Source organism: uncultured Oscillibacter sp., assembly GCF_900546705.1.
In the GTDB taxonomy this organism is placed as follows: Bacteria; Bacillota; Clostridia; order Oscillospirales; family Oscillospiraceae; genus Oscillibacter.
Genome location: NZ_URDP01000020.1, coordinates 1 through 20421, shown reverse-complemented (window position 1 = coordinate 20421; position 20421 = coordinate 1). Strand labels below are relative to the sequence as shown.

At 61.7% G+C, this 20421-nt stretch carries 17 protein-coding genes; 1 reads left to right on the top strand and 16 read right to left on the bottom strand.

The window, feature by feature from the left end; all coding sequences use genetic code 11:
• Positions 1 to 24: 24 nt before the first annotated feature.
• The 15 genes from topA to QZS13_RS05875 all read right to left on the bottom strand — a co-directional run bounded on the left by topA (position 25) and on the right by QZS13_RS05875 (position 18953).
• Positions 25 to 2430 carry a type I DNA topoisomerase gene (topA, locus tag QZS13_RS05945; protein WP_295586860.1) on the bottom strand — a complete coding sequence of 802 codons (2406 nt, stop codon included), beginning with the start codon at positions 2428 to 2430 and terminating at the stop codon, positions 25 to 27.
• 43 nt (positions 2431 to 2473) lie between these two features.
• Positions 2474 to 3652, bottom strand: coding sequence for a DNA-processing protein DprA (gene dprA, locus QZS13_RS05940; protein WP_295586858.1), 1179 nt, complete (start codon positions 3650 to 3652; stop codon positions 2474 to 2476).
• 14 nt (positions 3653 to 3666) lie between these two features.
• Positions 3667 to 4428, bottom strand: a complete 762-nt coding sequence (locus tag QZS13_RS05935) for an RNA methyltransferase (RefSeq protein WP_295586856.1) — start codon at positions 4426 to 4428, stop codon at positions 3667 to 3669.
• Between the two features lie 221 nt (positions 4429 to 4649).
• Positions 4650 to 7157 (bottom strand): heavy metal translocating P-type ATPase, encoded by a 2508-nt coding sequence (locus QZS13_RS05930; RefSeq protein ID WP_295586853.1) that lies wholly within the window; start codon positions 7155 to 7157, stop codon positions 4650 to 4652.
• Between the two features lie 25 nt (positions 7158 to 7182).
• A complete protein-coding gene (locus tag QZS13_RS05925) occupies positions 7183 to 7479 on the bottom strand; it encodes a metal-sensing transcriptional repressor (protein ID WP_295586851.1) in 297 nt (98 codons plus the stop codon).
• 128 nt (positions 7480 to 7607) lie between these two features.
• The gene (mobB, locus tag QZS13_RS05920; RefSeq protein ID WP_295586849.1) at positions 7608 to 8087 is read right to left on the bottom strand and encodes a molybdopterin-guanine dinucleotide biosynthesis protein B; all 480 of its coding nucleotides are present in this window, start codon (positions 8085 to 8087) and stop codon (positions 7608 to 7610) included.
• Positions 8088 to 8097: 10 nt separating this feature from the next.
• Positions 8098 to 10449 carry a DMSO/selenate family reductase complex A subunit gene (locus QZS13_RS05915; protein WP_295586897.1) on the bottom strand — a complete coding sequence of 784 codons (2352 nt, stop codon included), beginning with the start codon at positions 10447 to 10449 and terminating at the stop codon, positions 8098 to 8100.
• 60 nt (positions 10450 to 10509) lie between these two features.
• The gene (lysS, locus tag QZS13_RS05910; RefSeq protein WP_295586847.1) at positions 10510 to 12438 is read right to left on the bottom strand and encodes a lysine--tRNA ligase; all 1929 of its coding nucleotides are present in this window, start codon (positions 12436 to 12438) and stop codon (positions 10510 to 10512) included.
• Positions 12439 to 12451: 13 nt separating this feature from the next.
• A complete protein-coding gene (greA, locus tag QZS13_RS05905; RefSeq protein WP_295586845.1) occupies positions 12452 to 12925 on the bottom strand; it encodes a transcription elongation factor GreA in 474 nt (157 codons plus the stop codon).
• Positions 12926 to 13130: 205 nt separating this feature from the next.
• On the bottom strand, positions 13131 to 13868 hold the full coding sequence (locus tag QZS13_RS05900; protein ID WP_295586843.1) for a hypothetical protein: 738 nt from the start codon (positions 13866 to 13868) through the stop codon (positions 13131 to 13133).
• A 43-nt stretch (positions 13869 to 13911) separates the two neighbouring features.
• Positions 13912 to 15156, bottom strand: a complete 1245-nt coding sequence (locus QZS13_RS05895) for a murein hydrolase activator EnvC (protein ID WP_295586841.1) — start codon at positions 15154 to 15156, stop codon at positions 13912 to 13914.
• Positions 15157 to 15166: 10 nt separating this feature from the next.
• Positions 15167 to 16054: a permease-like cell division protein FtsX gene (gene ftsX, locus QZS13_RS05890; protein ID WP_295586839.1), complete on the bottom strand. Its 888-nt coding sequence runs from the start codon at positions 16052 to 16054 to the stop codon at positions 15167 to 15169.
• Positions 16047 to 16739 (bottom strand): cell division ATP-binding protein FtsE, encoded by a 693-nt coding sequence (gene ftsE / locus QZS13_RS05885; RefSeq protein ID WP_295586837.1) that lies wholly within the window; start codon positions 16737 to 16739, stop codon positions 16047 to 16049. Before ftsE ends, ftsX begins: the two co-directional genes overlap by 8 nt.
• Before the next feature lie 247 nt (positions 16740 to 16986).
• A complete protein-coding gene (locus QZS13_RS05880) occupies positions 16987 to 18078 on the bottom strand; it encodes a CdaR family transcriptional regulator (protein ID WP_295586835.1) in 1092 nt (363 codons plus the stop codon).
• Positions 18079 to 18236: 158 nt separating this feature from the next.
• Positions 18237 to 18953, bottom strand: coding sequence for a pseudouridine synthase (locus tag QZS13_RS05875; protein ID WP_295586895.1), 717 nt, complete (start codon positions 18951 to 18953; stop codon positions 18237 to 18239).
• 92 nt (positions 18954 to 19045) lie between these two features.
• Between QZS13_RS05875 and QZS13_RS05870 the strand changes: the two genes are divergently transcribed.
• Positions 19046 to 19507 carry a DUF4830 domain-containing protein gene (locus QZS13_RS05870; RefSeq protein WP_295586833.1) on the top strand — a complete coding sequence of 154 codons (462 nt, stop codon included), beginning with the start codon at positions 19046 to 19048 and terminating at the stop codon, positions 19505 to 19507.
• A 45-nt stretch (positions 19508 to 19552) separates the two neighbouring features.
• Here QZS13_RS05870 and QZS13_RS05865 read toward each other — a convergent pair.
• Positions 19553 to 20421 (bottom strand): elongation factor Tu (locus QZS13_RS05865; protein ID WP_295586831.1); only part of this gene is annotated, 869 nt, incomplete at its 5' end.

The following is a 20421-nucleotide window of genomic DNA, read 5'->3' as shown; positions in this document are numbered from 1 at the left end:
CAGATTCCAAAAGCGCAAAGCGCCTTATGCCTCTTCCGCTGCTTTCTCTGCGGCCTTCTTGGTCTTGGCCGTTTTCACCGCCTTGGCCCCTGTCTTTTTTGCGGTTGTCTTTTTTGCAGCGGTCTTCTTTTCGGCAGTTTTTTTCGCCGCAGAAGCGGTCTTTCCCGCGGCGGACCCGGCAGCCGTGGCCTTTGCTGCGGATTTCTTTGCCGCAGGCTTCTTCGCCTCAGCAGCTTCCCCGCTCTCCGGCGCAGTCTCCGCCTCGGCATCCGCCGTCTCCGTCTTTTTCCGGGGATAGCCACGCTTGTCCTCCGGCAGGAAGTTGGGGCAGTTGGGGTTGATGCAGAAGGGCTTTTTGAAGCCCCGGCCCGCCTTTTTGAACATGGTCTGTCCGCACACGGGGCAGTCGTCCTTCACCGGCACGTCCCAGGTCATGAAGTCACAGCGGTTAGCCTCGTCCTTGCTGCCCACATGCTCGCAGCAGTAGTAGGTATACTGCTTGTTGGTCTTTTTGCTGGTGCCCGTGCGCTTCATGATGCGCCCGCCGCACTTGGGGCAGCGACCGGGCATCTCCACCACCAGCGGCATGGTAAAGCTGCACTCAGGGTAACCCGGGCAGGCCAAAAAGCGGCCGAACCGGCCGGACTTGACCACCAGATTGCGTCCGCACTCGGGGCAGATCTCCTCACTGACCTCGTCGGGCACCTTGATGCGGGTTCCCTCCAGATCCTTTTCCGCCTGCTTGAGATCCCTGTCAAAATCCCCGTAAAACTCCCGCAGCACGTCCTTCCAGGGGGTGGTTCCCTCCTCCACCGAATCCAGCTTTTGCTCCATATGGGCCGTGAACTGAAGGTCGGCAATGTCCCGGAATTTCTCCTTCATCAGCGCCGTGACCACCCGGCCCAGGTTGGTGATGTGCAGGTACTTGCCCTCCTTGATGACGTACTCCCGATCCAGAATGGTGGACACAGTGGGCGCGTAGGTGGAGGGACGGCCGATGCCCTGCTCCTCCATGGCGCGGATTAACGTGGCGTCGGTATAGTGGGCAGGAGGCTGGGTGAAATGCTGGTCCCGGCTGAAATTCTTGAGCTCCAGCACCTCCCCCTCCTGCAGGGCAGGCAGAGGAGACTCCTTTTCCTCCTTCTCCTCGTCCCGGCCCTCTTCGTACACCGCGGTGTAGCCGGAGAACTTCAGGCTGGAGGAGCTGGTGCGGAAGCTGTGGGCCCCCGCCTCGATGTCCACGGAGACGCTGTCATAGACGGCGTTGGCCATCTGGCAGGCCACAAACCGGCTCCAAACCAGCCGGTAGAGCCGGTACTGCTCGCCGGTCAGATCCTTTTTCAGCATCTCCGGCGTCCAGTTCACATTGCTGGGACGGATGGCCTCGTGGGCGTCCTGGGCGCTGGCCTTGGCCTTGTAGTGGTTGGGACGGGCAGGATAGTACTCCTTGCCGTAACGTCCCACAATGAATTCCTTGGCGGCGGCCATGGCCTCCTCGGAAATCCGCAGGGAGTCCGTTCTCATATAGGTAATAAGGCCCACCGTGCCCTCACCTTCGATGTCCACGCCCTCGTAGAGCTGCTGGGCAATGGCCATGGTGCGCCGGGGCGTCATGGACAGCTTCCGGGACGCCTCCTGCTGCATGGTGGAGGTGGTGAAGGGAGGAGAGGGGGAGCGCTGCTTATCCGCACGCTTGACGGACTTGACCGTAAAGGGAAGGTTCTCCGTCTCATGAACCACGGCGTCCACTTCCGCCTCGGACTTGAGCTCCGCCTTCTTTCCGTTCTTTCCGTGGTACCGGGCGGCAAAGGGGATCTTCTTGACATCGCTGCCGGTGAGATTGGCGTCCAGCGTCCAATACTCCTCCGGCTGGAAGGACTCGATCTCCCGGTCCCGGTCATCCACCATGCGGGTGGCAACAGACTGCACCCGCCCGGCGGAGAGGCCCCGACGGATCTTTTTCCACAGCAGAGGGCTGAGCTCATAACCCACGATCCGGTCCAGAATGCGGCGAGCCTGCTGGGCGTCCACCAGATCCTGGTCGATACCCCGGGGCTGGCGGATGCTCTCCTGGACCACCTTTTTGGTGATCTCGTTGAAGGTCACCCGGCGGGTCTTGTCGTCGGGCAGATTCAAAAGCTGCTTCAAATGCCAGGAAATGGCCTCTCCCTCCCGGTCCGGGTCGGTTGCGAGGTAGACCATCTTGGCGCCCTTGGCCGCCTTCTTCAAATCGCTGATAATATCCTCTTTTCCCTTGATAGGCTTGTAGACCGGCTCAAAGTCGTGCTCCAAATCCACCCCCAGGGTGCTTTTGGGCAGATCCCGCAGGTGGCCCATGCAGGCCTTTACCTCAAAGTCCTTGCCCAGGTACTTTCCAATGGTCTTGGCCTTCGCGGGAGACTCCACGATGACCAGGCTGTATTCTGCCATATTTACCTCCAGGCGCCCCGCAGGGCGCATATTTTTTGCCGATTTATTCAATCAGTGTCACGGTGCGGGTATAGCGTTTCCCGCTGTGCTGTTCCACCAGGTTTTCAATTTCCAGCATGGTCAGGGCCGAGAGCACCCGCCGGGTGGGAAGGCCCGTCTGCTCGATCAGGTCATCCACCAGCATGGGCTCGCTGTCTCCCAGCGTCCGCAGCAGCGCCGTATGGTCGTCCGTCAGATTCCGGTCCGCGGCGCGCACAGTGGGCGGCGGCGCCGGTTTTTCCGGCGTCTGCTGACGGGCCTGGTATCCCACTGCCTGGGGCCGCCCGTCCGGCTCACACGGATGGAGCTTTTCCGGGAAGCGCCCCTCATATTCCCGCAGGATGTCCCACGCGTCGCTCACCAGTCCCGCACCCTCGCGGATGAGCTGGTTGCATCCGGCGCTGGCCGGCGCGTCGATGGGGCCCGGGACGGCAAGCACATCCCGTCCCTGCTCCAGCGCAGTCCCGGCGGTGATCAGTGCGCCGCTGCGGACCGGTGCCTCCACCACCAGCGTGGCAAGCGCCAGTCCGGAGAGAATCCGGTTGCGGTGGGGAAAGTGGCTGCCGATGGGCCGGGTTCCCGGGGGGTATTCGCTCAGCAGGCACCCGGCGGCGGCCACATCCTCGTAGAGGTAGCGGTTTTCCTTGGGATAGACCACATCCAGCCCGTTTCCCAGAACAGCCGCCACCCGTCCGCCGGCACGGAGCGCGCCCCGCAATGCGGCGCTGTCAATGCCTGCTGCAAGACCGCTGACCACCACGGCACCGCCCTGCCCCAGACCGCAGCCCAGCTTTTCGGCGCAGGAAATCCCGTAGGGCGTGCAGGAGCGGGTTCCCACTACGGCAATCACCGCCTCCTCGTCAAAAGCATGCAGCCGTCCCCGCACATAGAGCAGGCACGGCGGATCGTAAATATTGTAAAGCCGCCTGGGATAGGCCGCATCCTGAATGGTCAGCAGCGTGATTCCAAGCTCCTCGCACCGGCCCAGCACCCGTTCGGCCCGGGTAAGGTTCCGGTCTTTCAGGCAGTCGGCCTGTTCCAGGGTGATTCCCTCCGTCAGGAGGATTTCCTCCCGGTCGGCGTAGAACACTGCCTCCGGGGACCCGAAGTGGCGCACCAGCGCCAGCCGGGTCTGATTGCGCAGTCCCGGCAGCGTGCAAAGCCACAGCCAGTATTTGAGCACGTCCCCGCCTCCTCTCACCGCTCCCGGGCCGCTTCCCACAGCAAGACCGTGGCCGCGGCGGCGGCGTTGAGGGATTCGCACCGCTCCCGCATGGGGATGCGGATGGTCCGGTCACAAAGGGAGAGCATTGTCTCGGAAAGGCCCCGGCCCTCGCTGCCGATGGCCAGCGCACACCGGCGGTAGTCCACCGTCCGGGCGTCCACCGTATCCCGGCGCAGCGCGGCGCCGTAGAGGGGGATGCCGCTTGCGTCCAGCAGGGCACGCAGGTCCTCCGGCTCACAGGTCCACGCCGGAATACGGAACAGGGCCCCCATGGTGGCCCGGACGGTCTTTGGGTTATAGAGATCCGCGCAGCCGCGGAGCAAAAAGACGCCGTCGGCGCCCAACGCGTCCGCCGTGCGGAGGATGGTGCCCACGTTGCCGGGGTCCTGTACTCCATCCAGCACCACGTAGACCGCCCCCTCCAGCTTGGCAGGCACCGTCTGGGGCGCCATGGCGCACACAGACAGCACCCCCTGGGGCGTCTGGGCCGGAGAGACGGAAGCCATCACATCCGCAGGCACCTGTACCAGCCGGACTCCCTCCGGCAGCGGCGGCAGCGCCGTCCCCTCCGTGTACACCACCGTGCGCACTCGTCCGTGGTGCACCAGCGCCTCTTCCAGCAGCTTGGGGCTGTCGCAAAGAAACTCTCCGCACCTGCGGCGATAGGAGCCGGAGGCGGAGAGCTTCCGCAGATGCGTACACAGCCCATTGCTGCGGCTGGTAATGATCTCCATTTCCACTGACTCCTTTCCATGGAAAATAGGGAGACAGTGTCCCCCTCTATCTTGGTATGTGTTCTTTATCATAAAGGTATCCAACCGGCTTGTCAAGCCATGGTTTTCCCCCTTTTTCCCCTCCGGTGCCTGGAAAATCCCGTTTTTTTGCCGCCGCATCCATCGCCCCAGCGGAAAAAGTAAAGGGAGCCGCGCCAAGCGGCTCCCTTCTGCAGTCGGACTTACGCGATGGAGACCACCTTGTAGTCCTGGGCCTCCACTGCCGTGCGGAGGGCATCGTCGGCCACCGGAGCGCTCAGGCGCACCACGGCGGTTCCCTGCTCGTGGCTCACCACGGCCTCCTCCACGCCGGGCACGGCCTCCAGGCTCTTTTTCACCCGGGCCTCGCAGTGTCCGCACATCATGCCTTCAATTTTCATTGTCTTTTCCATGGTTTTTTTCTCCTTTTTTTGTCTGATTTTATGATCGCGCCTCGTGCTGTGCACATCAAAGAAGTTCAGACGCAGCGCGTTGGTCACCACGCAGAAACTGGAAAGACTCATGGCCGCCGCCCCGAACATGGGGTTGAGCTGCCAGCCCAGCAGCGGGATCCAGACCCCCGCCGCCAGAGGAATGCCGATCACATTATAGAAAAACGCCCAGAACAGGTTTTCGTGAATGTTGTGGAGGGTGGCCCGGCTCAGGCGGATGGCCGCCGGCACATCGCTCAGGCGGTTTTTCACCAGTACCACATCTGCCGCGTCCACCGCCACGTCCGCACCGGCACCGATGGCGACGCCCATGTCGGCCCGGGTCAGGGCCGGGGCGTCGTTGATGCCGTCGCCCACCATGGCCACCTTCCCCTGGCGCTGCAGCTGGCGGATCACCTGCTCCTTGCCGTCGGGCAGCACGCCGGCCACCACCTCGTCCACGCCCGCCTGGGCGCCGATGGCCCGGGCGGTACGCTGGTTGTCGCCGGTGAGCATGACCACCCGCACGCCCATGTTCCGAAGCTGCCGGATGGCATCGGGGCTGTCGGGCTTGATGACATCCGCCACGGCGATGATGCCCAGCAGTTTTTCATCCCGGGTAAACACCAGGGGCGTCTTGCCCTCCGTTGCCAGGCGCTCCGCCGCGCGTTTCATCTGCTCCGGCAGGGCCGTTCGCCCGCCGATGAAATCCACGCTTCCGCCCCAGAGCACCGCGCCGTCCTGCCGGGCCGTCAGGCCGTTGCCGGGCAGGGCCTGGAACTCTGTCACCGGCTCCGGCGGCAGCTTCCGCTCCTGGGCCGCCTGCAAAATGGCCCGGGCCAGCGGATGCTCGCTGTACTGTTCCAGGGCATAGGCCAGCCTCAGCAGTTCTTCCTCCGTGACGCCCTCCGCCGGGATCAGGTCCGTCACCGCAGGCTGTCCGCTGGTGATGGTTCCGGTCTTGTCCAGGGCCACGATGTTCACCTTGCCCATCTCCTCCAGGGAGACGGCTGTCTTGAAGAGGATGCCGTTCTTGGCGCCCATGCCGCTGCCCACCATGATGGCCACCGGCGTGGCAAGGCCCAGGGCGCAGGGACAGGAGATCACCAGCACGGAGATGCCCCGTGCCAGGGCAAAGCCCACGCTCTGCCCGGCCAGCAGCCACACCACTGTGGTAATGGCGGCAATAGCCATGACCACCGGCACGAATACGCCGGACACCCGGTCGGCTATCTTGGCGATGGGAGCCTTGGTGGCCGCCGCGTCGCTGACCATGCGGATGATCTGGGCCAGAGTGGTGTCCTCCCCCACCCGGGTGGCCTCGCACCGGAGGAACCCGGACCGGTTCACCGTGGCAGCGGACACGCTGTCCCCGGCAGCTTTATCCACGGGGATGCTCTCCCCGGTCAGAGCGGACTCATCCACGGCGCTCTCGCCCTCCAGCACCACACCGTCCACGGGGACGCTCTCCCCGGGCCGCACCAAAAACACGTCGCCCCGGCGAACCTGGGCCACAGGGACGGTTTGCTCCGCTCCGTCCCGTACCACCGTGGCCGTCTTGGGCGAGAGCTTCATGAGTCCCTTGAGGGCATCGGTGGTCTTGCCCTTGGACCGGGCCTCCAGCATCTTGCCTACGGTGATGAGGGTAAGGATCATAGCCGCCGACTCAAAGTAGAACTCGTGGAGATATCCCATGGCGGCAGCGCTGTCTCCCCGGGCCTGCGCCGCAGTCAGGGCGAACAGGGCGTACACGCTGTACACAAAGGATGCCCCGGACCCCAGCGCCACCAGTGTATCCATATTGGGCGAGCGGTGCAAAAGCCCCCGGAAGCCGCTGATGAAAAACCGCTGGTTGATGACCATAATCACCGTCGTCAGCAGCAGCTGGGTGATGCCCAAGGCCGCCGGGTTGCCCTCGAAAAAGGACGGCAGGGGCCAGCCCCACATGGTGTGCCCCATGGAAAGATACATGAGCACCAGCAAAAACCCAAGGGACGCCAGAAGCCGCCGCTTCAATCGGGGCGTCTCATGGTCTGCCAGAGCCTCCTCCTGGGCCGCCGGAGACGGCGCTGTCTGCGCCGCGCCCTTGACTGCGGCACCGTAGCCCGCCTGCTCCACGGCGGCAATGACCGCCGCCGGGTCGGCGCTGCCCTCCACGCCCATGGAGTTGGTCAAAAGACTCACGGAGCACCCCGTGACCCCCGGCACCTTCGATACCGCTTTTTCCACACGGGCGCTGCACGCGGCGCAGCTCATGCCCGTGACCTGATATTGTTCCATAGTTTCCTCCTGTGCGGTGCGCCGCTCACTTCATCAGCTTGCGCAGCGTCACCAGCAGCTCGTCAATGGTCTCATCCTTCCCTGCGCGGATATCCTGGGCCACGCAGGTTTTGATGTGGTTTGCCAGCAGCTCCTTGCTGAAGGCGTTGAGGGCCGCGTTGGCCGCGGCCACCTGGGCCAGGATATCCGGGCAGTAGGCGCTTTTTTCCACCATGCCCCGGATGCCCCGGATCTGGCCCTCGATCCGGTTAAGCCGGTGGATGAGCCGCTTGTACTCCTCCTCCGACCGTTCTTTCGTTCTGTGACAGCCGCAAGTCTCCATGGCTGATCCCTCGCTTTCTGTGCCGCATTATATACCCCCATAGGGTATATGTCAAGGCTCCGGGAGCAAAAAAAGAAAATACCCCGATGGGGTATTTTCTTTTTTGCATATTTTGTATGTTTCGACGTTCATCCGCCGCCATGCCGGGCCGCCAGAAAGGCTGCCAGGACCTCCGGCTTGTCCAGGGGGAACTGGGGGCAGGGCACGTCCAGCGCCGTGTCCGTCACCACCGCCAGGCACTCCTCCGGCGCTGCCAGGGGCTTTCCAGAAGCGGCGCGGCAGACGGCGATCTTCGGGTAGTGGGATGACTTGAATCCCTCCACCAGCACCAGGTCCGTGGGAGGAAGCAGCGCCAGCACCTCCTCCAGCGAGGGTTCGGCACGGCGGTGCAGCAGCACTTCCCCGCCGCATACCACCGCCGTGGCCTCCGCCCCCGCAGCAAAGAGTCGGTGGGAGTCCTTGCCGGGGCGATCCAGGGCAAGGCCGTGGACATCGTGCTTTACCACCGCCGCCGTCAGACCCAATTGGTTCAGGTATGGAATAAGCCGCTCCAGATACGCCGTCTTTCCCGTGCCGGACCAGGCGGCAAATACATAGACCTCCGCCATGGCGCCGCCTTCACGGCTCTCCGGCCAGGCGCACTTCCACCAGATTGGTGTGCTGGCCGTTGCCCCGGGCGTAGGGAGTGGGACGCAGAGAGGTGAGCACGTTGATGCACCCGCCGTGGTCCGTGCCGTTTTCATCGGGCGCATACCAGGCCCCCTGAGAGAGGGCCACCACGCCGGGCATGATCCGGTCCGTCAGGTGGGCGCCGATCTGCACCCGGCCCCGGTCGTTCCAGATGAGCACCTGCTGTCCCTCGGTGATGCCCCGGGCCCGGGCGTCCGCCGGATTCATCCACAGGGCCTGGGGATCGATGGCGTGCATCGCCTGATTGTTGTCGTGGATGGAGTGGCAGCGGCGCTTGGTGTGCCATCCGATGAGCTGGAGAGGGTATTTTTCCCGCAGGGGGTCGTTGGGTCCCTCCGGCGGGTCCACATATCGGGGAATGGCGGGCATGAAGTCCCGGAACTTTGTGCGATAGATCTCCGGGGAGAACAGCTCCACCTTGCCGCTGGGGGTGGGAAACGGGTGATGGGCGATGTCCCGCCGCTGGTCGGCAAAGGCGATGCGCACCGGGGTATTTTGGTAGCGGTAAATCCCCGCTTTTTTGAACGTCTCATAGTCCGGCAGCTCCGGCTCCTTGTGCCGGAGATCCTCATAGCACCACTCCAGCCACTGGCCCAGGGTGCGGCCTTCCGTGAACTGGGGCCCCAGGCCGATCTTCTCCGCCACCTCACTGAGCCAGTCGTACTCGAACCGACCCTCGTACAGCGGCTCGATGACTTGGTTATTGAAGCCCACAAAGTCCCCGTACTGCCAGGGCTGGGTGATGTTCTCCGCCTCGAACATGGAGACGCCCGGCAGCAGCACGTCGGCAAACTTGGCGCTGGCCGTCATAAAGAGGTCGCTGCACACGATGAACTCGCACTTGGAGGTATCCCGCAGAATTTCCGCCGTGCGGTTGATGTCCCCGTGCTGGTTAATGAGGCAGTTGCCCGCAAGGTTCAAGATCATCTTGACGTCGCTTGCAAGCTGTGCACCGCCGGTGACGCCGTCCAGAGCCGTCAGCTCGTGGCCCCGCACCACCGCCTCCGTCCAGAGGTACGTGGGAATCTGCATGGGATAGGGGTTTGGTACCTCCGGCATATCCACCCAGGGGTGCTGGGTGCAAAGGCCGCTGCCGCAGGCCCAGCCGCCGGAGACACCCACATTGCCGGTCATGCAGGCCAGCAAAATGCCGCCCCGGGCTCCCTGCTCGCCGTAGGCGTGGCGCTGAGCGCCGAAGCCCTGCACCAGCGCCGCAGGCCGGGCGGTGGCATAACGGATGGCCAGGGAGCGGATCGTTTCAGCCGGAACGCCGGTGATGTCCTGGGCCCATTCCGGCGTTTTTGCCACGCCGTCTTTCTCGCCGGTGAGGTAAGAAAGCACACACTCCGACGGGTCCACCCCCTCGGGCATATGGGCCTTGTCAAAGCCCAGGCAGCAGCGGTCCAGGAAGTCCTGGTCCTGCAAGCCCTCCTCCACGATCACGTAGGCCATGGCGTCCAGCAGCGCCGCGTCCGTGGCGGGCCGCAGGGGAATCCACTCGGCCCCAAGCTGCTCCGCCGTGTCGTTGCGGCGGGGGTCCACCACGATGATGGGGATGCCCTTCTTCCTGGCCCGGCGCAGGTAGTACATAGTCTCACTGTCAAACTTCGTCTCCGCCGGGTTGTGGCCCCAGAGGATGATGAGGTTGCTGCTGAGCCAGTCGCTGAGGCTGTTGCCCGTCTCGCAGGTACCGTACATCAGGTCGGTGGCCTTGCGGATACAGGCGGTGGAATAGCTGTTGTAGTAGCCCAGGTATCCGCCGTCCAGCTTCAAAAGCCGCTTGGCCAGGCTGCCTCCGCTGATGGCGGCGCTGATGCCGGTGGCGTAATTCACATAGCGGGAGCCGGGGCCGTAGGTATCCCGGATGCGCACCCATTCCCGGGCGATCAGGTCCGTGGCCTCCTCCCAACTGATGCGCTGGAATTTCCCCTCTCCCCGCCGGCCTACCCGCTTCATGGGGTAGCGGAGCCGGTCCGGGCCCAAAAAGGTCTTGTGATAGTTCAATCCCCGGACACAGGCGCACAGGGGTACGTCATCCCCTGCCGCCTGGGGCGTGTCCGTGGTCAGCTTTTCGATTTTTCCATCCCGCACATGGGCGTGGATGATGCACCGGCCGCCGCAGTTGTTGCGGCCGGTGGTGTGAATGATTTTCGTCTCACTGTGTTGTTCCATATGGTTCACCTGCCCGTGGTCTTGATCCGTACCCCACTGCACGCGGGTACGTCGGTTTGATTCAGTATACCTGATTGCCGCATTTCTGACAACGAAAAAATCCCCCATGCCGCAGGGCATGGGGGATTTTATTCTCGTATTCTGCAAATCGCAGTCCGCAGGCAGCGCTCAGTAGAGCTTGGCGCCCGCCGGGATATGGTCATCCACCATCAGAAGATGGAGCTTCTCCGTGCCCTCCTCGTGGTGGACGGCGGAAATCAGCATGCCGCAGGAGTCGATGCCCATCATGGGCCGGGGGGGCAGGTTGGTGATGGCGATGCAGGTCTTGCCCACCAGTTCCTCCGGCTCATAGTACTCATGGATGCCGCTGAGGATCACCCGGTCGGTGCCGGTACCGTCGTCCAGGACAAACTTCAAGAGCTTCTTGCTCTTTTTCACGGCCTCGCAGGACTTCACCTTCACAGCGCGGAAATCGGACTTGGAGAAGGTCTCAAAGTCCACGAACTCCTGGAACAGCGGCTCGATCTCCACCTTGGAAAAGTCGATCTTCTCCACAGGAGCCTGGGCCGGAGCGGTTCCCTTCTTGGCGTTCTCGGGCTTGTCCAGCGGCTTCATGGTGGGGAACAGGATAACGTCCCGGATGGTATCGGAATTGGTCAGGAGCATGACGCACCGGTCAACTCCAATGCCCAGACCGCCCGTGGGAGGCAAACCGTACTCCAGAGCGTTGATATAGTCGTCGTCCATCATGCCGGCCTCGCTGTCGCCCTTGGCCCGGGCCTCCACTTCTTTCTGGAAGCGCTGCTTCTGGTCGATGGGGTCGTTGAGTTCGGAGAAGGCATTGCCCATCTCACTGCGGCAGATAAACAGCTCAAACCGCTCGGTAAGCCGGGGGTCCTTGGGGCTGCGTTTGGCCAGGGGAGAAACATCCACCGGGTGCATTGTGATGAAGGTAGGCTGTACCAGCTTCTCCTCCACCTTCTGGTCAAAGCTCTCATACAGGGCGTTGCCCCAGGTAGCCTCCTTGCCCTCCGGCAGCACCACGCCGGCCGCCCTGGCAGCTGCCCAGGCGTCCTCGTCGCTGTCGATGGCCATAAAGTCGATGCCCACATACTCCTTGACGGCATCGGCCATGGTCATCCGGGACCAGCCGGGCGTCAGGTCGATCTGCTCGCCCTGCCACTCCACCTGGTAAGAGCCCAGGATATTCTTGGCAGCGGAGGAGAGCAGCTCCTCAAAGAGGTCCATCATATCGTTGAAATCCGCATAGGCCTGATAGAGCTCCACGGAGGTGAACTCCGGGTTGTGCTTGGGGTCCATGCCCTCGTTGCGGAAGATACGGCCGATCTCATACACCCGGTCCAGTCCGCCCACGATCAGCCGCTTGAGGGGCAGCTCCGTGGCGATGCGCATATACATGTCGATGTCCAGGGTGTTGTGGTGGGTGATGAAAGGCCGGGCGGTGGCGCCGCCGGAGATGGTGTTGAGTACCGGCGTCTCCACTTCCATATAGCCCCGACCATCCAAGAAGTCCCGGATGTGCTTGATGAACTTGGAGCGGATGACAAAGTTGCGCTTGACGTCGGGGTTGACGATCAAATCCACATACCGCTGGCGGTAACGCAGCTCCCGGTCCTGGAGGCCGTGGAACTTCTCCGGCAGGGGCAGCAGGGACTTGGAGAGCAGGACGATGTCCTTGGCCCGGACGCTCATCTCGCCCCGCTGGGTGCGGAACACCTCGCCGTCCACGCCCACGATGTCGCCGATGTCGAATTTCTTGAACTTTTTGTACACTTCCTCATCCATTTCGTCCTGACGGGCATAGAGCTGGATGCGGCCATCCCGGTCCTGCAGGTCGCAGAAGCTGACCTTGCCCATGCCCCGCTTGCTCATGAGGCGGCCGGCCACCTTCACAGCCTTGCCCTCCAGGGCGTCAAAGTTCTCCTTGATCTGGGCAGAAGTATGGTCCCAGTCAAACCGGGTCTGCTGGAAGGGGTCCTGACCCTGGGCCTGCAGCTCCGCCAGCTTCTGACGGCGTACCAGCCGCTGCTGGCTCAGATCCAGCTCCGGCTGGGAATTGTTCTTTTGTTCAGACATACAATGCCACTCCTTATCGCTCGATCTTGCGTACGGTATACTGGATGACGCCCTTGGGGGCCTCCACGGAGACGGTATCGCCCTCCTTGGCGCCCAGCAGCGCCTTACCGAAGGGGGATTCCTCGGAGATTACACCGTGCATGGGATCGGCCTCCTGGGAGCCCACGATCTTGTAGGCAGGCATCTCCTTGCCGGAGGCGTCAGCCACCGTGACCTTGCAGCCGATGGTCACCACGTTGGTGGGGGCGTTGGACTCGTCCACAATGACCACATGCTGCAGGATCTCCTCCAGCTCGGCAATGCGGGAATAGAGCTTGCCCTGTTCGTTCTTGGCCTCATCGTACTCGCTGTTTTCGCTCAGATCGCCGAAACCACGGGCGACCTTGATCTGCTCAGCCACCTCATCGGAGCGGGTGGTCTTCAGGTAGTTGAGTTCCTCCTGCAGCTCCTGTGCGCGGGCCGCACTCATCTTATATTCTTTTTCCATACGTGCATGATCCTTTCCTGTAATTTTATCGGCTTTCCATGGCGGTATTTTGCTGTCCGAACACACCATGTCGATCATATCATAGGGTAATATTATAGTGTTTGGTCAGGAAAATGTCAAGCATCCCCAGGGGTTCCCCGGATTTTTTCCATTGTTTTTCCATAAAAAAGTGCAAAAAACAGACGGGCCTCCGCCCGTCCGTTTTTTACTGGATTCCCAGTGTCACCTGTCCGGAGCGGAGCGCCCCCGCCTCCTGCAATGCGCAGAGCATCTGGGGGCGGTCGACCCCCTCCGGCAGCCTGCTCTCCAGGGCCGGAGGCAGCACCAGCGGCGGCAGTCGCAGTGTCCCTCCCTCAAAAAGCTCCAGCACCGCCGGATTCTTTTGGGGCAGGTCCGGCCGGGGGCCGAATAGCACCAGCACCTCCGCTGCGGACATTTGCTCCTGCCCCGGACAGAGCAGCAGCGACACGCCGTACTCCCGGCGCAGCTGACGGCACAGTTCCTCCCCGCCGTAAGGGATGTCCAGCAGCACATACCGGTGCCGCAGCGCCAGTTCCGTCACCGTGCACGTCAGCTCTCCGGTCAGCCGGTCCCCCGCCACCGCCAGGCGCTCTTCACCTGGCGCCGTTCCCAGCCGGGCCAGCTCCGCCTCCGCCAGCTCCGCTGCCATCCGCCGTACCAGCGGCAGCGGCGACACCGGCCGGACACCGCCACGGCGCAGCTGCTCCGGCCAGGAAAACTCCTCCGGCAGAACCACCCGCAGCGCCCCGGCCTTTTTCAACTTTCTGGCGGCCTGTGCTACCCGGCGGCGGAGCACCAGCGCCGGTGTCCGCGGTCCCCGGGCAATCTCCGCGCAGTAAAACCGGGCGTGCAGAATGTGCTTTTCCGACATGGTCACGGCGGCTCCCCGCCCCGGTGCTTTCCAAAGGATCATACCAAACATAGAAAATCCCCTCCCCCTTCATGGTACGGGGGAGGGGAGCTTTTTATGCGCTTCCCGAGAGGGTATAGCCGGTCAGATAGCCCATGCAGGGCTCCGCGCCGTCGCTGAGGGGGTTGACCCGCACGCCGTTTTCCGTCACCTCAAAGTGGAGGTGCGGTCCGGTGGAGTTGCCGGTGGAGCCGGTGATGCCGATCACATCGCCCTGGTTCACATAGTCTCCCACCGACACCTTCCGGCTGGACATATGGGCATACAGCGTGGTGTTGCCGCTGCCGTGGGAGATGACCACGTAGTTGCCGTAGGAACTGGAGTACTGGGAGACGATCACCGTGCCCGCCTTGGATGCGTAGACGGAGCTGGTGTAGCCCACCCGGCCGATGTCCGTACCCTTGTGGTTGGTGGAGCCGATGCCGCCCGGGGAGGCACGCCCGCCCACAGTGGAGGTGATGTAACGGCTGTCCACCGGCCAGATGTAGCCGCCGGGATTGGACTGGGTGGACTGACCGCTGGCCGCCTGCTGGGCCACCAGCTGGTCGCTGAGCCGCTGGGCCTCCGCCCACAGGGCATCCTGCTGGGCCTGCAGGTCGCTGAGGGCCGCCTCCGTCTCACTTTCGTTGCTGCTGAGCTGCTGGATGACCGCGTTGGCCTCCTGGCGCTGAGTATCCAGCTCGTTTTTCTTGCTGACCAGGGTGGCCTTGGCGCTCTCCTGCTCAGACTTGCTGGTTTGCAGCTGGGACATCTTCGTCTCGATCTCCGCCTGCAGCGCCTGGAGCTCGTCGATCACCGCCTGGTCGGAGTCCATAATCTCGTTGATGATGTCCAGTCGGCTCAGAAGGTCCGTGAAGCTGTCGGCCTTGAACAGAACCGACCAGTAGGAGATGGTTCCCCGCTCCTCCATGGCCCGCACCCGGCCGCAGAACAGCTCGTACTGGGCCTCCTCCTTTTCCTGGGCCTCCTGGAGCTCCGCCTCCGTCTGGGTGATGAGCGATGCATACTCCGCGATCTGCGCCTCCACGTTCTGGATCTGAGCGGCAGTGTTGGCGATCTGCTGATCCAGCAGTGTCTTGCGCTCCACTGCCTGCGCCTTATCATCTGCCAGGGCATCCAGCTTCTGCTGGAGCTCCTTCTTTTCCGCGTCCAGGCTGCTGGCCTCGGACTTGAGGTCATTGACATCCGACCAGGTTGCCGCCAGGCCGGGCTCCGCCTCAGCCGCCACAAACAGCACCACCAGCGCCAGTGTCAGTGCACACCGGCAGATCTGTGCAAAGCCCCGTTTCTTTTTTTGCATAGACTTCACCTCACACCTGCAGGAATTTCCGAATGGCGGACAAGCTGCCGCCCACGCCGATCACCACACCTGCTGCCACAAAGGTTGCCGCCACCGGCAGCCACATGTCGGTAAACGGGATAATCTGGATCAGCTGCAGCGTATCGTTGGTATCCACGCCCTTAGCCACGGCGCTGTACAGTCCCCACTGGAGGAAAAACGCCACAGCGGCGCCGATCAGCCCGAACAAGAATCCCTCGTACACAAAGGGCCAGCGGATAAAGCCGTTGGTGGCGCCCACCATGCGCATGATGGCGATCTCCTCCCGCCGGTCAAATGTAGTGAGCTTGATGGTGTTGGAGATGATGAACACCGACACCACGAACAAGATGGCAATGAGTGCCACACACACCACGGTGGCCACGTTCCGCACGGTGATGAAGCCGCCGGCGATCTCCTCATAGGCATTGACCTTGGCAATCCCCTCCACCGCCTTGACTTGCTCCACCGTGGCGGACTGCTGCTGCAGATCCACCACCTTGATGGCGAACCGGTCCCGGAGGATCTCCGGGTCCAGATCCTGGAACAGCGCCTCGTCCGGATACTGCTCCGTAAAGCTCTCCATGGCCTCCTCCTTGGAGATGAAGGTGGCGGAGGCCACGTTGGGAATGGCCTCCAGGGTCTGCTTCAAAGCCCGGGCCTGGGTCTCCGTATAGCTGTCATCCACATAGGCCAGGATCTCATTTTCCTGTTCCAGGGTTCGCAGCAGTTCGTTGGCGTTCACCGCCACCAGCGTGAACGTCCCCATAATCAGCAGACAGGCCACCGTGATGCCGATGGCCGCAAAGGACATGAAGCCGTGGCTGAACATATTGCTCAGGCCCTCGTGGAAAAAATACCGGAAATCGTGCTTAGCCATGGATGTGCCCTCCCACATAACCGCCTACGCTGTCGTTGATCACATGGCCGGAGTCGATGGTAATGACACGCTTTCCAAACCGGTCCACCAGATCCTTTTCGTGGGTCACCACCACCACTGTGGTTCCCAGCTGGTTGATCTTCACCAAAAGGCCCATCAGCTCCAAAGATCGCTCCGGGTCCAGGTTGCCGGTGGGCTCGTCGGCAATGATGGTGTCCGGGTTGTTGACCAGCGCCCGGGCAATGGCCACACGCTGCTGCTCGCCGCCGGAGAGCTCCGTGGGATAGTTGCCGGCCTTGTTTTCCAGGCCCACCAACTGCAGCACATAGGGAATGCGCTTACGGATCTCCTTGGGGGACGCGCCCACCGCCCGCATGACAAAGGCCAGATTGTCGTAGACCGTCTTTTTTTCAATCAGCCGGAAATCCTGGAAGATCACGCCCAGCGTCCGCCGCATCAGGGGAATCTGCCGGTCGGCGATGTTGCTGATGGAAAAACCGTTGATCATGATCCGCCCCGCACAGGGCTCCACTTCTCCTGTCAGCAGCTTGATAATGGTGGATTTTCCGGAGCCGGAAGGGCCCACCAAAAACACGAACTCCCCATCCTCAATGGTCAGGCTGATGCCCCGAATGGCCTTCGTGCCGTTGTCATATTCCATTTCCACGTCTTTGAGTCGAATCATTTGGCACCTCGCAGGTCTTGATATGGTTCAGACGACCCCATCCGGGAAAAAGTTCCTTCCTTCCCCAGCGGTCGACATAATTCTTTACAGGTCACCATTATATACAGGTTGATTCTGCAATGCAAGGCACATATCGGATTTTTTCCGCACTTTTTCCGGACAGACATTCATCCCCCCGAAAGCCTGCCCCGCAGCAGAAAAAACGTCCCGGCCAAAAGGCCGGGACGCTGAATCCTGCACGCGTCAATCAGGAGTCGATCCCCCGGGAGGTCAGATACTTCTTGACCATCAGCGCCACCTTGAACGTGATGGCGTCGTCAAATTCCCGCAGATCCAGTCCGGTGAGCTTCTTGATCTTCTCCAGCCGGTACACCAGCGTGTTGCGGTGGACGAAGAGTTTCCGGGCCGTCTCAGAGACGTTCAGATTGTTTTCAAAGAACTTATGTATCGTGAAGAGCGTCTCCTTGTCCAGAGCATCAATGGGATTCTTCTTGAACACTTCCTGAAGGAACATCTCACACAAGGTGGTGGGCAGCTGATAGATCAGACGGCCAATGCCCAGGTTCTCATAGTTGATGACATACTTCTCCGTATCGAAGACCTTGCCCACCTCAATGGCGATCTGGGCCTCCTTGTAGCTCTTGGCCAAATCCCGCAGATGGGTGGCCACCGTGCCGATGCCCACCACCACGGCAGGCTCACCACCCACCCGCAGCGCCTCTTCCACGGAGGCGGCGATTTTGTTGAGTTCCTTGATTCCGGCGCCCTCGGGCATCTGCCGGATCAGCACCACGTCTCCTTCGCCCACGCTGAGGACAAAGTCGTTCTGCCGGTCGGGGAACAGGGTCTGGATCACATCCGTGGGCACAGACTCGCCCTTTTTCAAAGAGCGAACCACAAACACGCCCCGGGGCACATCCGCCGTGACCCGCAGTTCCTTGGCCCGCATATAGATATCACCCAGCATGATGTTGTCGGAAATAATATCCTTGACAAAGGAGCCCCGGTCATGCTTTTCCTCGTAATAGGCCTTGGCGGCATTGAGGGCCACAGTGGCCATGGCACACACGGTCTTGCTGATCTCATTGTCGCCGAAGGCGAACGCCGCATAGTCGAACTGATTGCTCCAGCCGTTGAGAGCCTTGAAGGTCTTTCCGTCGGATGTAACCATGGAGCCGCCGGCGGCGTTGACGACGGGCACATGTTCCGCCCAGCGCTGGCCGATCATGGAAAGCTCACTGCACGCGATGACGATTCCCTCTGCGTCAATCACACCCACTGTACGATCCGTGTTCTCCTTCAATTGCAAAACCACATTTTGAAAAATTCTTCCAGACATGGTTGCCCTCCTCACCTAAAATCACCCGGGAATCTTTGTGCATTTTGTCAATGACTACATTATATCGGCATTTTCGCCAGAACGCAAGATGTTTTTTCTCTTTTCGACAAAAAAGTCACTTGCTTTTTGGTGAAGATTTGAATGACTCTTGCGATTTCTTAAGCTTTTTGTAAAAGTTCCACTTCTTTTTCTGTTAAAAACCGAAATTCTCCTCGCGCCAGCTCAGGGTCCAATGTCAGATTGCCCATAGCGATCCGCTCCAGGTACACCACCGGCTTGCCCAACTGGGCCAGCATTCGCTTGATCTGATGGAACTTTCCCTCCCGCAGCGTCACACGTGCCTCGCTCTCCCGCTCCCCCGCAGAGAGAATCTCCAGACCGGCCGGCAGGCAGACCAGCCCGTCGTCCAGCGTCATTCCGGCGGCAAAAGCCCGGCAGTCCTCCTCGGTCAGGTGCCCGGACACCCGGGTATAGTAAATCTTATCCACATGGTGGCGGGGAGAGAGCAGGTCATGGGCAAGGCCCCCCTGGTTGGTCAGCAGCAGCAGTCCCTCCGTGTCCTTGTCCAGCCGTCCTACCGGAAAGAGCTTTTGTCTTTGCAGCTCCGGCGGCAGCAGATCCAGTACCGTCTTCCCCCGCCCGTCCTCCGTGGCGGAGAGGTAACCGGCAGGTTTGTTGAGCATGACCCAGGTATAGCGGCGGTAGGCGATCTCTGTGCCGTTGACCGAGATCCGGACCCGTTCCGGGTCTGCCTTTTCCTCCCCGGAACGAGGCGGAACCCCGTCCACCAGCACCTTTCCCTGACGGATCAGGCTCTTCACCTCCCGCCGGGACCAGCGGCCGGTGGAGGCAATGATTTTGTCCAGGCGTTCCATTGCCATGACGTTCTCTCCTTCTCTGGATTCTGTGGTTCATCCTATCATATTTGTCCGGAAAAATGAATAGGAAATTGCAGGAGGGGATCAATATGTTAATTTGGAGTACCCGCTTGTCCAAAAAAAAGCTGGCTGTCACAGCAGCCGTCATCATTCTGGCGGCGGCCGCGGCTGTGTGCCTGCCGTCGCTCCTGTCCGGCGGCAGCGAAACATCTGCTCCGGTGGTGGAAACCAACGCCCAGCGGGTGGAGTATCTGCGCACTTGCGGCTGGGAGGTGGCCGAAGAGCCTCTGGAGACGTATCAGTTCCTGCTGCCCGAGGAGCTGGAAGAGCCCTATCTATCCTACAACGAGCTCCAGCTCTCCCAAGGCTTTGATCTGCGCAATTGCTGCGGAAAGCAGGTCGCCCGCTACACTTACTCGGTCACCAATTATCCGGACCGCCCGGAGGGCGTGCAGGCCAACCTCTATGTCTGTGAGGGGGTGCCGGTGGCCGGGGATCTGTTCTGTGCCGGAGCAGACGGCTTTCAGGAGCCTCTGCTCCAGGCAAAGTAAAAGAGGACTGCTGCAAAGCAGCAGTCCTCTTTATGGAAAGAGAAATTACTTCTCCTCAACCTCGGTGACAGCGCCGGAACCAACGGTACGGCCGCCCTCACGGATAGCGAAACGCAGACCCTTCTCAATAGCGATGGGGGTGATCAGCTCAACGCTCATCTCGACGTTATCGCCGGGCATGCACATCTCGGTGCCCTCGGGCAGGGTGATGACGCCGGTAACGTCGGTGGTACGGAAGTAGAACTGAGGACGGTAGTTGTTAAAGAAGGGGGTGTGACGGCCGCCCTCGTCCTTGCTCAGAACGTACACCTGGCCCACAAACTTGGTGTGGGGGTGAATGGAGCCGGGCTTACACAGAACCTGGCCACGCTCGATGTCGGTCTTGGCGACGCCGCGCAGCAGGGTGCCGATGTTGTCGCCAGCCTCAGCAAAGTCCAGCAGCTTGCGGAACATCTCGATGCCGGTGACGACGGTCTTCTTCTTCTCGTCGGTCAGGCCAACGATCTCGACTTCCTCGTTCATCTTGATGGTACCGCGCTCCACACGGCCGGTAGCGACGGTGCCGCGGCCAGTGATGGTGAACACGTCCTCGACGGGCATCAGGAAGGGCTGATCCGCCTTACGGTCAGGAGTGGGGATATAGCTGTCGACGGCATCCATCAGCTCCTTGATGCAGGCGAAGTCGGGATCGTCCACACCGCCCTCGCAGGTCAGGGCGTTCAGAGCGGAGCCCTTGATGATGGGGATATCGTCGCCGGGGAACTCGTACTTGGACAGGGTCTCGCGGACCTCCATCTCGACCAGCTCCAGCAGCTCCTCGTCGTCCACCTGATCGCACTTGTTCAGGAACACGACGATGGCGGGCACGCCCACCTGACGGGCCAGCAGGATGTGCTCCTTGGTCTGAGCCATGG

Excerpts from the sequence above, each read along its gene's own strand:
- QZS13_RS05870 (WP_295586833.1), top strand. The coding sequence starts at position 19,046 with ATGTTAATTTGGAGTACCCGCTTGTCCAAAAAAAAGCTGGCTGTCACA.
- QZS13_RS05915 (WP_295586897.1), bottom strand. The coding sequence starts at position 10,449 with ATGGGGGATTTTTTCGTTGTCAGAAATGCGGCAATCAGGTATACTGAA.
- QZS13_RS05880 (WP_295586835.1), bottom strand. The coding sequence starts at position 18,078 with ATGTCTGGAAGAATTTTTCAAAATGTGGTTTTGCAATTGAAGGAGAAC.
- QZS13_RS05935 (WP_295586856.1), bottom strand. The coding sequence starts at position 4,428 with ATGGAGATCATTACCAGCCGCAGCAATGGGCTGTGTACGCATCTGCGG.
- QZS13_RS05925 (WP_295586851.1), bottom strand. The coding sequence starts at position 7,479 with ATGGAGACTTGCGGCTGTCACAGAACGAAAGAACGGTCGGAGGAGGAG.
- QZS13_RS05875 (WP_295586895.1), bottom strand. The coding sequence starts at position 18,953 with ATGGAACGCCTGGACAAAATCATTGCCTCCACCGGCCGCTGGTCCCGG.
- QZS13_RS05930 (WP_295586853.1), bottom strand. The coding sequence starts at position 7,157 with ATGGAACAATATCAGGTCACGGGCATGAGCTGCGCCGCGTGCAGCGCC.
- topA (WP_295586860.1), bottom strand. The coding sequence starts at position 2,430 with ATGGCAGAATACAGCCTGGTCATCGTGGAGTCTCCCGCGAAGGCCAAG.
- lysS (WP_295586847.1), bottom strand. The coding sequence starts at position 12,438 with ATGTCTGAACAAAAGAACAATTCCCAGCCGGAGCTGGATCTGAGCCAG.
- mobB (WP_295586849.1), bottom strand. The coding sequence starts at position 8,087 with ATGGCGGAGGTCTATGTATTTGCCGCCTGGTCCGGCACGGGAAAGACG.
- QZS13_RS05900 (WP_295586843.1), bottom strand. The coding sequence starts at position 13,868 with ATGTTTGGTATGATCCTTTGGAAAGCACCGGGGCGGGGAGCCGCCGTG.
- greA (WP_295586845.1), bottom strand. The coding sequence starts at position 12,925 with ATGGAAAAAGAATATAAGATGAGTGCGGCCCGCGCACAGGAGCTGCAG.
- ftsE (WP_295586837.1), bottom strand. The coding sequence starts at position 16,739 with ATGATTCGACTCAAAGACGTGGAAATGGAATATGACAACGGCACGAAG.
- QZS13_RS05895 (WP_295586841.1), bottom strand. The coding sequence starts at position 15,156 with ATGCAAAAAAAGAAACGGGGCTTTGCACAGATCTGCCGGTGTGCACTG.
- ftsX (WP_295586839.1), bottom strand. The coding sequence starts at position 16,054 with ATGGCTAAGCACGATTTCCGGTATTTTTTCCACGAGGGCCTGAGCAAT.